Genomic DNA, 11,457 nt, shown 5'->3' with positions numbered 1-11,457 from the left:
TACTTAAAAAATGAAATGAGTTTTTACGAATTCATTTTTACAAAAATTTAAATAAAAAGAAAAAAATGAAATACGATATTATAGTTTTAGGAAGTGGTCCTGGAGGATATGTTACAGCTATTAGAGCATCACAATTAGGCTTTAAAGTAGCCGTAATCGAAAAAGAAAACTTAGGCGGAGTATGCTTGAACTGGGGTTGTATCCCAACCAAAGCATTATTGAAATCAGCTCAGGTTTTCGATTATCTAAAACACGCTTCTGATTATGGATTGACTGTTTCATCATTTGACAAAGACTTCCCTGCTGTTGTACAACGCAGTCGTAGTGTTGCTGACGGAATGAGCAAAGGTGTTCAATTCTTGATGAAAAAAAATAAAATCGACGTGATTTCTGGTTTTGGAAAACTAAAACCAGGAAAAAAAGTTGACGTTACTGACAAAGACAATAAAGTTACTGAATACGCTGCTGACCATATCATTGTTGCAACTGGAGCACGTTCTCGTGAATTACCAAACTTGCCACAAGACGGTGTAAAAGTAATTGGTTACAGACAAGCAATGACTTTGCCTACACAACCTAAATCTATGATTATTGTAGGTTCTGGAGCGATTGGAGTAGAATTTGCACATTTCTACAACTCTATGGGAACCGATGTTACCATTGTAGAATTCATGCCAAATGTAGTTCCAGTTGAAGACGAAGATATTTCGAAACAAATGGAGCGTTCTTTGAAAAAAGCAGGAATCAAAATCATGACCAGCTCTTCAGTTGAACGAATTGATACTACCGGAGCAGGTGTTAAAGCATTTGTGAAAACAGCAAAAGGAGAAGAAGTTCTGGAAGCAGAAATCTTGCTTTCAGCTGTTGGAATCAAAACCAATATTGAAAACATAGGATTAGAAGAAGTTGGCATTGCTACTGACAGAGATAAAATCTTAGTAAACGCATACAATCAAACCAACATTCCTGGATATTATGCTATTGGTGATGTTACACCGGGGCAAGCATTAGCTCACGTAGCTTCTGCTGAAGGAATCAATTGTGTAGAGAAAATCGCAGGACTTCACGTAGAACCTATCGATTACGGAAACGTACCGGGTTGTACGTATGCAACTCCTGAAATTGCTTCAGTAGGTTTGACTGAAAAACAAGCTAAAGAAAAAGGATACGAATTGAAAATTGGTAAATTCCCATTCTCAGCTTCAGGAAAAGCGAAAGCAGCCGGAACTCCGGATGGTTTTGTAAAAGTTATTTTTGATGCCAAGTATGGCGAATGGTTGGGTTGTCACATGATTGGAGCAGGAGTTACAGATATGATTGCTGAGGCAGTTGTGGCACGTAAACTGGAAACAACAGGACACGAAATCTTAAAATCAATTCACCCACATCCAACAATGAGTGAAGCTGTTATGGAAGCCGTGGCTGATGCATACGGTGAAGTAATACATTTATAGATTTTAGATCGTAGCTTAACGATTTTTGATATCCCATTTATGAATCCGATTTGTGAAAGCAAATCGGATTTTTTTTTTTTGGTTGTCCTATTGTTAAAACTTTACTTTAAATATATAACGCAACAATGTTAACATTAGATTTTTACTTCCACTTACTTGCCAAAGTAAAATAAATAAACAGCAGTATGTGCCTAATACTGTAATATTTCTTAAAAAAAATCAGATTTTTATTTCCCCTATAGCCCTAACTATAAAGCACCTATTATCAATTAATTATGAAACCTTTTTTAATAATTATACAACAAAAAATTTACACTTAATCCCGTACTTTGAGTAGATCAAAAAATAGTTAAAATAAACGGAAACAATTTTCTTTTTATAATTATTTAAAAAGTGCGTCTTATGAAAAATATTTATCTTACAGCTGGCACAATAAATCAAGTTTTTGATGAACTTGAAATCTCCTTTAAAGGGGTTTTAAATTCAAACAATAACGAATTTAATTTAACCTTAGATTCAGATTTAATCAAGGGAAATATTGATGCAATACCATTTATAAATGGCATTACTTCCATTCAAGCTAACATTACATTTTCTGATGATATAATGCTGAGTATTGAATCATTTAGTAAATCGTCTATTTTGTTTGCCTATTGTACTGAGGGATATATTAAACATAGCTTTGGCGTATCTGGACACAAATCAACCCTTAGAAAACACTATTCAGGAGTAGTAACCAGTACCCGAAGTGTAAATACCATACTACATTTCAAAAAGAACACACCCGTTGCCTTTTCTCTTATAAAAGTTGAGACTGAGGATTCAGCGAATACAATAAATGATTCTATAATTTCAAGATTGAAACATACTTTTTTAAATAAACAACCAAATTATAGCTATCAAGGTATTCAAAATTTAAAAATTGCAGAAAAATTTATTCAATTTAATGCAATTACGGAACAAGGAATGATTGGACTTATAATGAAAAAAGAAATAATACAATCAATAGTAACTATGGAGATTGATGACAATACTGATAATCTGATTAAAATGTCTCGTGCAATTAAACGTTCGGCTTTAAATCAAATTAATGAATTAAAAAAGATGGCTAGTTTTATTAAACATTATGTCTTTGAAGGAATTTATAATAAAGTTATTATTTCAAAAAACAGGATTATAATCAAGTAATATATAGAAAAACTTGAATTAATGTTACCACTGTTTTACCCTTTCAATAATCGAGATAGTCTATTTTTTATTTCAGGTTTAAAAATCAGATCTGCTTTACAAATCGTATTTTTTCATGCTTTTAAAGCAACAAAAAAACATTTACATCATTGAAATTATTTTTAATGTTTTAACAAATAAACTAATATAAATTCGTAAATTTGATTGTATTGTATATTATTTATGTAGTAAAATGTTAAAATTTAATCATTTAATTTATTTGCTATGAAAACACTAAGACAATTCAGTTTAAAGCCGGTATTGATAATTATTAAAATTAATTCTACTTGCAATCCAAGCATGAATGATTTGAATACTGGCAATCGTTTAAAGGGTGTAACTCCAATAGATAACCAAAATGGTGTTACTATTATTGTTACTGATGGAACTTTAAAAATAAATTTTTATTGGGACACTGACGGCAATGAAATAATTAATTTCAATGGATTCAATTTTAGCTTTGGAACAAATAATCTATTAACTGCCACTGACGGAACAAATACTTACACCGGAACTTGGTCAATTACAGACACGAATGGTTATATCGATAATTTATCCGATTTAAAATTCGATATTACTTTTACACCTCCGATAAATTTTGTTGAAATAATTGATGATTGGGAAATTATTGATAACTCCTCCAGTTATATTAAATTAAAAGACGTTGTCGGTAGCAATGGTGGAACCGATTTTTTAGCATTCAGCAAAAATTAGAAACTTGGTGAACTACAAAAATAAATACTACGGTAAATAAATGTTTTCAAAAATGATTTTTTTAACTTTTAAACAACATTTGAATGTTCAACAAATACATTTTCAACTTTAATTCTGATAAATAACAACATCACTCTGACACTTTTTGAGTGCAGTTAATTATTCCAGATTGAAATACTAAATCCGTTTTACCTTATTCTTTGGAACAAGGTAAAACGGTTTTTTAGTCTGATCATTTTTTTAAAATAAACTATCAAAACACTTAAAATCAATACATTAAATTTTAAAAAATAAACTTTATTTTAACATTCAGTTCAATTTTTTTGTAAATTAGTAGCCTCAAAAAAAATGGCACTTACATTGTGTCTCACTATTCAAAAAAACGAATGAATTCGACGCCAAAGCTTATAGTGAATTTAAACCAATAAGTTGGTTTAAAAAACTATTAGCCCTTACGGACAAACGAGAATACTGATAATTCAGCTAAATACTTCTTGTCAATGCCGTCTCACAACAAAGATGAAGTACAAAAACCATCGGCTACTTAAAAAACCGGCGAAACCAAAAAGCCAAATAAGTAGAAAAATTAAATTAAAACAATTAAAAATTTAAATTTAAAAAAGATGAAAACAATCAAGTTAATTTTAATGACGCTACTCTTTGGACTATTCCTATTACAAGGAGCAAGTTTGTATGCGCAAGACCCCATGAAAGCATCACCAAATGTGTATAAAAAAGTACTGCTTGAAAACGACAAGACAAGAGTAATGGAAGTTGAGTTCAAGCCGGGAATGGCAGTTGCATGGCACAGTCATCCAAACCATGTCATCTATGCTTTAACAAGCGGAAAAATAGAAATCACTGAAAAAGGCAAAACAGCAACTACTATGGAAATCAAAGCAGGTACAGCCATTTATATGCCTGCGGTAACTCACATGGGCAAAAACGTTGGGATCACCACAATCAAATTAATTGTGACTGAGATGAAACCAATGATGCAAAAAAAGATGAATTCCATGATGCCAGCGGCCAAGAAAAAATAATGGACCATCCGTTTTTGGCAAAACAATTCATTTGATTTCATTTTTTGAATACGATTTAAAAATACCAAAATCCGTCTCGTTTCAACAAGGCGGTTTTTTTTATAGGCATGTCCCTGTTGCAGAACTATAGCATAAAAGACATTGTTTTTTATGCAACACGGCCAGACTGTACGCTTCAATCTCCCGAAGAAAAATCGGGAGGATTTCCACTGCCATTCTTCATGCGAATCAACGGTGACGACAACTAAAATTATCACCATGTAAATTCAAAAAGCATCCAACTGATAAACAGCCCATTGATGATTTGTAAGAAAATTTTAATATATTTGAGAGTAAATAAATATTGACGCTTATCAGACAAAACGACCCAATTTAGGGATGATAAGTCGGGCATCGTCAGACCTATATACGAGTTAGCAATTATCTTATGAAAAACACAGAATACAGAATTTTTTTCAAGATTAAAGAACAAGTTTTGTATGGCGGTAGCATTAGAGCTAGTCATGAAAAAGCTGAGTTGTTTTTCCATTATCCTTATGGGAGTAATGTTGAAAGTGAAGTGGAAATTCTTGGTACAGGAATAATTGACGACGGTTATCTTCCTGATCATATTTCATTTCATACTGATGGAAATATTCATTCGAAAGCAAGAGACGGCAAAAAAAAGAAGATTTATTTCAACACGTTAAATCCTGGTCTAAATGTTTTCAATTTGGAAAGAGCTAATTATCTTCCTTTTTTTGTTGAAAGTATTAATGTTTCTGAACCTAGATTTTTAGAAAAGAGATTTAAGGAAAATGTAACCTGCGACCCAAAACAAGATATTCTTTATGATGTAACTTCACTGAACTCTTTCAGTATATTATTAGTTGGTAAATGTGAAAGTTTAAATCCTAAATTCATTGTAGATAATGAACATTTGAAAAAGTTAAAATATATTGGAGCTGATGTAATTTTAGGGATATTTACTAAAAAAGATAAAGAACAAATTTTTGAAACAAATTCAAGTTTTAATACAGACTTGGTTATTTTGTTGGTTGAAAATATATGGGGAAAATTCCCAACAATCATACATCATAAAAACAATGATGAAGGAATAAGATTTACAACTACTGTTTGCATGCCTCCAGTAGAATTATTAGGAAAAATGATAAATCTGAATTAAAGACAACTGCTAACACCTTGCTACAATTGATTTGAGCAATTGGCTCAATTTGAAAATGGGTTTATATTTGGGATAATTTGGCAAATCGGCAAACAAGGCTTAATTTAACCCCAAACCTCTTGCAGCAAGGGAACGTTAACCAAGGAAAATTAATATAAACAATACAATTATGAACATGTTTGCAAAAAATGAGGCCAAATCTGTAGAAGAATATCTTTTGAACGTACCTGAAGATCGCAAGAAAGATTTTGATTTTCTCCATGATTTTATTCAAAAAGCAGTTCCAGACCTAAAACCTCATTTTGCTTCTAATATGATTGGGTACAGTTCGTTTTACTACCTCGATTCGAAAAAGCAAAAAAAAGATTGGCCCATAATTGCTCTGGCAAATCAGAAGAATTATATCAGTATTTATGTATGTGTAGTTATTGAGGATAAGATTGCGGCTGAAAAATACAAACTGGAGCTTGGCAAGCTTACTAAAGGGATCGGTTGCATTCGATTGAAGAAAATTGAGGACATTAACCTTGAAACTCTTAAGATTGTATTAAAGCTCGCTGAGAAAAAACCTGGGGTTGTAGGTGCCACTTTAGTAGATAAATAGTTTGGCTTTTTGATGAATCAATTAAAATGGAGCTTTTTATCCCGATGCTTTGGGCTTTTGCGTGTTGATAACGGCATTTTGGCCTTACTTATAGTTGAACGGCAAACAATATTATGCACACGCAGGCGGCGGCGGTTATTATTGTGGAATCAGAATTTATCCTGACTTGGGTATTGGCAGTGTGATTATGTTCAATCGAACTGGTATGACTGACGAACGATTTCTAGACAAAATTGACAAATATATTATTAGTGAAAAATAGAAAATTTATGACTATGAAAAACAAAAGACTTATTGGTATTGTGCTCACTGTATCGATTCTACTGCTCATTCCATTAATCGCAATGCAGTTCACGGATGAAGTAAACTGGACGCTGTTCGATTTTATTGTCGCAGCGGTTCTATTGCTAGGCACAGGTCTCATGTGTGAACTTGTAATGAGGAAGGTAAACAAAATCGAGCACCGTATTGCCATCTGTATAGTTCTTCTAGTCCTGTTCGTCCTTATTTGGCTTGAACTTGCAGTAGGAATCTTCGGAACACCATTCGCCGGATCTTAAAAACAGCAAACTATAAAAGGCAATGTCAAACCACATATAATCATTTAGCTATTTGGTATAGCTTTTCTATTATCTGGTAGTAATACAATTATGACAATAGGATTTAAACTAGGTCCTAGCAATATTTACGATACTTCTGATAACTTCATCGAGTTGGTTTGAACTTTCCAATATCATATCACAAATATTACTTGTATTGCTATCTAATAATGTTTTGTCTAAAATACCAGTAAGTCCAATTATATTACTTAACGGAGCCCGAATAAGATGTGATTGCTGAAAAATAATTTTTTCCATAGTAACCGAGTTTTTCTCAATCTCTTCTTGCGCAATTTGCAGTTCTAATTCTTCAGCAACATATTTCGTAATATTGTATCCCAAACAGAATATTCCCGTCGGATTTTTTTGATCATCAAACATTGCTTTATATTCCCACTGGGTATAAACATAACCACCACTCCCATCATGTTTCCTTATTGTTGCTGGAAATAATTTATCCGGATTCTCGAAGCATTTCATAGAAACTTCTACACAAGTATTCATATCATCAGGATGCATTGTAATATGATATGGCTGTCCAACAAAATTATTATTGATATGTGAAAATTCCTTAGCATAGTGTCCGTTTATATAAGAATATTTACCATCCATTCCAGTAGTTATTAAATAAAATAAAACGGAGTTATTCAGTAATTTTTTAGTTTCTTCGAAATAATTCATCATTGATTTTTAAGGTTAAGCTAATGTAACTTTAAATTATTTAATACAGCTATATTTTTAATTTTTAATACCGCTTAACTTACGCCAAATCAAAGTAATGTAATCTATGTAGTCAGACATTTCTCATTTAAAAAATCTTTCTTTTAGTCGAAAGGATTCTGCTATTTTTTGCCAATAAGTGATTGGAGAGAACACGTAAAAACTAATCTACGAAAATTAAAGAAGGGCTTAACTTTAAAATGCTTTTTTATCTTTGTTATGAAAACATTTTTCAACTGGCCGATTGGCAAAAGACTACCTTTGACCCATACTTTTCTGTATATTTAAATCGGGAATTTCTCATGAAACTAACAGAAACCAACTGCCACTTTAGCTTTCAAATTAAAATTTCAGTACTAAAATTTTCATTAAATGAGAATTACATTATCTTTATTGAGTAAATAAATTAATATAACTACAAAATACAATTTATATGAAATGGAAATTATCATTTTTCTTAATTTTAAGTATAAGCATATTAGGTTACAGTCAAAAAAATGTTGAATCTGAATCAATAAAAAGACTACTGGAAAAAGAATCAGCCACATGGAGAGCTGCTGATAGTAAAGGTCATACGGAATGCTGGTACATTCAGCCGTACAGCAGGATTTTAGTTTCGACCGCAGAAGGTATTACAATAGATGTACCTCCAACTGCGATGATCAATACAAATCCAAGTGCAATGGGTAATGGCGGATTTTCAGTGAACACTAACTACAAAATGAGTATCCATAAGAATAATGCCTGGGTAAGTCATAATGAAGAATCAACTGCAAAAGATGGTCAAAAAACATTCTCTTATGAGATCAGGTTATTAGAAAAAATAAAGGGTCAGTGGAAATTAGTGGGACAGTCCATACATATTTATAAACCAAAATAAAATGTTGCTCATGGGCAATTGGACAAAGTAAGTTCTAAACCAACATGATACTATTTAAAAACTCCTTCTTGTTCTTTAAACCAAGAAGGAGTTTTTAAATAGTATCATGTTAATAAAAATCGTTTGATTCTAACTATTAACTCATTAGGGCTAAAGGGTTTTGTAATAAAATCATCAGCACCCAATTCAAAAGCCTTTAACACAGTTTTTTCTAAACCTACAGCTGATAATATAATTATTGGGATATTTAGTTTTAACTCTATTTTTACTTTATTAACGATATCTAATCCAGAAGCAAAAGGCATTTCTATATCTGACAATATAAGGTCCGGATTCTCTGAGACTATTTTATCTAATGCAACATTACCGTCCGGACATGCAATAACTTCATACCCTTCACGAGTAAGTTTAAATTCAATAGTTTTTAGCATCATCTGATCATCTTCGGCTATTAGTATTTTCATTTAATGTTTAATTAATCATTATGGAAATTAAATCTTCAAAAAAATTACGTTTGTAGTTCTTAAAAATACATTCTCTTTTTTCAAAAATAAACTTTTTAAATAATTAATAGTTTCAATATATTAGAAATTTGTTGTGAAATTACGAGGAAAAACAAACCATATTTTATAAAAAAACTATTCGTATTTATAATACTATTTACGTTTTTTATTCCCCTTTGGTTTTACTGACTTCTTATATTTTAGAAAAACCATGAATTGTTTCCAATTCGTTGAAAACAAGCTGACAGATTTCATAAAAATTTCCAACTTCTTCTTTACGCTTTTCTCCCAAAGGATTTATTTCCATTTCGTTTTCAATAATTTCAATACATTTCGATGCTTTTGTTATACCTAACAAACTAATTGCAGATTTTATTTTATGCACTTCAGCTTTTAAAACTATTATATTATCAATCTCATTTGCCTCAATTATAGCTTCTAAAGCTAGTGGGGCATTATGTAAAAACAAGGATACCATTTTTTCAATAAAGGAAGTATCTCCGTCAGCAAATTCGTTTAAATAATTAAAATTGATTAATTTTTCGGTCATTACTTCTTCTTCTGATAAATCACAAGATTTGATTCTATCTACATTCATTAAATTGTGATGTAATTTTTCAAGCAATACATTAAAATCAAAAGGTTTAGACAGATAATCATTCATACCGCTTTCTATACTTCTCTTTTCTTCAACTAATGTAGCATGCGCAGTTAACGCTATTATTGGGATATTCGATTTAGACCCCATATTGGCTCGTATATATTTTGTAACCTCATTTCCATCCATTTCAGGCATTTGAATGTCCATCAGAATAATATCATAGTCATTCTTTTCTATTTTATCGATGGCTATTTTTCCATTGCCCGCTATGTCAATTTCTTTTTCCCATTTTTCAAATACTTTAATTGCTAGAAGTTGATTTAGTTCATTATCCTCTACCAAAAGTATTTTTATGTCTTTCAAGAAATTAGAGGAGAACGGCTCTTTTTTTACTTTTATTGGTTCAACAATTCCTTTTTGAGCCTTTTTATATTGTAAAAAAAATGAAAATTCACTCCCTTTAGCAACTTCACTTTCTACAGTCAACATACCGCCTTGCAATTCAATGAGTTTACGAGTAATCGTCAGACCTAAACCGGTTCCTCCAAATTTTCTCGTCGTTTCATTGGAGGCCTGATTAAAACTTTCAAAAATGGAATCAATCTTATTTTCAGGAATACCAATGCCTGTATCTATAATAGTAAATCGGATAAAAGTATCAAATTCAGATTCGTTCTCCTGGGAAACAACTAACTCAACATATCCTTTCTCCGTGAATTTCAAAGCATTTCCAACCAGATTAATTAATATTTGTGATAACCGTGTTGGATCTCCTATCAAAAAATCATTTATTCCGGGATCAATTTCACACAATAACTTTATTTTTTTCTCTTTTGAAATCGGAGAAAGCAATTCAATTACTGAATTTATATTTCTTGACAAGGAGAAATTAACATCTTCAAATGTCATTTTATCAGCATCTATTTTAGAAAAATCTAAGATGTCATTAATGATAACCAATAAATTTTTACTGGCTCTTTTTATGGCGTCCACACTTTGTTTCTGATCGCTGTCTAAATTTGTACCTTCTAGAATTCTTGCAAATCCTATAATTCCATTCATTGGAGTACGAATTTCATGGCTCATATTCGTCAGAAACTGTTCTTTAACTTTAACGGATTGTTCCGCGATATCTTTAGCTTGTATTAATTCCTTTTCGATACGTTTTTGCTCACTAATATCCTGAATGGTCCCTAAAATTCTGAACGGCACATTATGCTCATCATTCAAACATTTTATAAACTCATTAATGTACTTAATCGTTCCATTTTCACACAATATACTATGGCTAAACTGTACTTCGGAAGTGCTATTTTTGACATAATTGAGGTTACTTTCAAAAAGTTCAATATCGTCTGAATTAATTAAACAGGATTTAATAAGTGCTATGGAAGGAATACTATTTTTATCAATTTCAAAAATATTAAAAATCTCTTCCGAGAAAAAAACGCCTCCATCATTTAGATTTATTTCCCAACTCCCAATCTTGGCCAATTTTTGAGCTTCGTAGAGTCTATTTGCATTAATAGTTAAAGCCAATTCGGTTTTCTTACGCAGTTCAAGGCTGTCATGAAGTTTAATTGCATTTCTGATACTTTGCGAAATACCATCAGGAGTCAGTAATGTTTTTGGGATATAATCCGATGCTCCGCCTAAAATAGCCTGACTGGCAATTTTCTCATCCCCTTGTGAAGTGACAAAAATAACCGGTGTTTCTATTCCAATGTCTCGTAATTTTTTTAAAAAAGAAATACCATCACTATCCGGCATCATGTAGTCTAAAAAAATCAGGTCGTACTGAAATGACTTGATCTTTTCAATACCTTCTTTAGCTGAAAAAGCACTTTCAACATCGGCAATAATTCCAGAATGGGATATCGAACGAATTATGGTAACTGAATCGACCTTATCATCGTCGATTATCAGTATTTTTAAAGCAATAGCCAT

The 11,457-nt window shown here is 31.6% G+C and carries 12 protein-coding genes; 9 read left to right on the top strand and 3 right to left on the bottom strand.

What is annotated here, in order from left to right; translation table 11 throughout:
- Positions 1-65 precede the first annotated feature (65 nt).
- The 8 genes from lpdA (at position 66) to ACM55M_RS12375 (ending at position 6,767) form a co-directional block, all read left to right on the top strand.
- Positions 66-1,454, top strand: coding sequence for a dihydrolipoyl dehydrogenase (gene lpdA, locus ACM55M_RS12410; protein WP_416857986.1), 1,389 nt, complete (start codon positions 66-68; stop codon positions 1,452-1,454).
- Positions 1,455-1,856: 402 nt separating this feature from the next.
- Positions 1,857-2,642, top strand: coding sequence for a hypothetical protein (locus ACM55M_RS12405; RefSeq protein ID WP_416857985.1), 786 nt, complete (start codon positions 1,857-1,859; stop codon positions 2,640-2,642).
- A gap of 264 nt (positions 2,643-2,906) precedes the next feature.
- Positions 2,907-3,395, top strand: coding sequence for a hypothetical protein (locus tag ACM55M_RS12400; RefSeq protein ID WP_416857984.1), 489 nt, complete (start codon positions 2,907-2,909; stop codon positions 3,393-3,395).
- Positions 3,396-4,018: 623 nt separating this feature from the next.
- On the top strand, positions 4,019-4,438 hold the full coding sequence (locus tag ACM55M_RS12395; protein ID WP_416857983.1) for a cupin domain-containing protein: 420 nt from the start codon (positions 4,019-4,021) through the stop codon (positions 4,436-4,438).
- A 427-nt stretch (positions 4,439-4,865) separates the two neighbouring features.
- Entirely contained in the window at positions 4,866-5,603 is a 738-nt protein-coding gene (locus ACM55M_RS12390; protein WP_416857982.1) for a hypothetical protein, read from the top strand.
- Between the two features lie 169 nt (positions 5,604-5,772).
- Positions 5,773-6,207 carry a DUF1801 domain-containing protein gene (locus tag ACM55M_RS12385; RefSeq protein WP_416857981.1) on the top strand — a complete coding sequence of 145 codons (435 nt, stop codon included), beginning with the start codon at positions 5,773-5,775 and terminating at the stop codon, positions 6,205-6,207.
- Positions 6,208-6,301: 94 nt separating this feature from the next.
- On the top strand, positions 6,302-6,469 hold the full coding sequence (locus ACM55M_RS12380) for a hypothetical protein (protein WP_416857980.1): 168 nt from the start codon (positions 6,302-6,304) through the stop codon (positions 6,467-6,469).
- 13 nt (positions 6,470-6,482) lie between these two features.
- On the top strand, positions 6,483-6,767 hold the full coding sequence (locus ACM55M_RS12375) for a hypothetical protein (RefSeq protein ID WP_416857979.1): 285 nt from the start codon (positions 6,483-6,485) through the stop codon (positions 6,765-6,767).
- Between the two features lie 108 nt (positions 6,768-6,875).
- Here ACM55M_RS12375 and ACM55M_RS12370 read toward each other — a convergent pair whose 3' ends face one another.
- The gene (locus ACM55M_RS12370) at positions 6,876-7,490 is read right to left on the bottom strand and encodes a hypothetical protein (RefSeq protein ID WP_416857978.1); all 615 of its coding nucleotides are present in this window, start codon (positions 7,488-7,490) and stop codon (positions 6,876-6,878) included.
- A gap of 469 nt (positions 7,491-7,959) precedes the next feature.
- On the opposite strand from ACM55M_RS12370, the gene ACM55M_RS12365 reads away from it, so the two are divergent.
- On the top strand, positions 7,960-8,406 hold the full coding sequence (locus ACM55M_RS12365; protein WP_416857977.1) for an endo-arabinase: 447 nt from the start codon (positions 7,960-7,962) through the stop codon (positions 8,404-8,406).
- A gap of 104 nt (positions 8,407-8,510) precedes the next feature.
- Here the strand turns inward: ACM55M_RS12365 and ACM55M_RS12360 are convergent, their stop codons facing one another.
- Complete coding sequence (locus tag ACM55M_RS12360; RefSeq protein ID WP_416857976.1) at positions 8,511-8,870, bottom strand: response regulator transcription factor; 360 nt, start codon at positions 8,868-8,870, stop codon at positions 8,511-8,513.
- Positions 8,871-9,102: 232 nt separating this feature from the next.
- Positions 9,103-11,457 (bottom strand): response regulator, encoded by a 2,355-nt coding sequence (locus ACM55M_RS12355; RefSeq protein ID WP_416857975.1) that lies wholly within the window; start codon positions 11,455-11,457, stop codon positions 9,103-9,105.

The organism is Flavobacterium galactosi (assembly GCF_048158585.1).
Taxonomy (GTDB): Bacteria; Bacteroidota; Bacteroidia; order Flavobacteriales; family Flavobacteriaceae; genus Flavobacterium; species Flavobacterium galactosi.
This window is presented reverse-complemented; position numbering and strand designations above follow the sequence as displayed.

Excerpts from the sequence above, each read along its gene's own strand:
- lpdA (WP_416857986.1), top strand. The coding sequence starts at position 66 with ATGAAATACGATATTATAGTTTTAGGAAGTGGTCCTGGAGGATATGTT.
- ACM55M_RS12405 (WP_416857985.1), top strand. The coding sequence starts at position 1,857 with ATGAAAAATATTTATCTTACAGCTGGCACAATAAATCAAGTTTTTGAT.
- ACM55M_RS12400 (WP_416857984.1), top strand. The coding sequence starts at position 2,907 with ATGAAAACACTAAGACAATTCAGTTTAAAGCCGGTATTGATAATTATT.
- ACM55M_RS12395 (WP_416857983.1), top strand. The coding sequence starts at position 4,019 with ATGAAAACAATCAAGTTAATTTTAATGACGCTACTCTTTGGACTATTC.
- ACM55M_RS12390 (WP_416857982.1), top strand. The coding sequence starts at position 4,866 with ATGAAAAACACAGAATACAGAATTTTTTTCAAGATTAAAGAACAAGTT.
- ACM55M_RS12385 (WP_416857981.1), top strand. The coding sequence starts at position 5,773 with ATGAACATGTTTGCAAAAAATGAGGCCAAATCTGTAGAAGAATATCTT.
- ACM55M_RS12375 (WP_416857979.1), top strand. The coding sequence starts at position 6,483 with ATGAAAAACAAAAGACTTATTGGTATTGTGCTCACTGTATCGATTCTA.
- ACM55M_RS12370 (WP_416857978.1), bottom strand. The coding sequence starts at position 7,490 with ATGATGAATTATTTCGAAGAAACTAAAAAATTACTGAATAACTCCGTT.
- ACM55M_RS12365 (WP_416857977.1), top strand. The coding sequence starts at position 7,960 with ATGAAATGGAAATTATCATTTTTCTTAATTTTAAGTATAAGCATATTA.
- ACM55M_RS12360 (WP_416857976.1), bottom strand. The coding sequence starts at position 8,870 with ATGAAAATACTAATAGCCGAAGATGATCAGATGATGCTAAAAACTATT.
- ACM55M_RS12355 (WP_416857975.1), bottom strand. The coding sequence starts at position 11,457 with ATGGCTATTGCTTTAAAAATACTGATAATCGACGATGATAAGGTCGAT.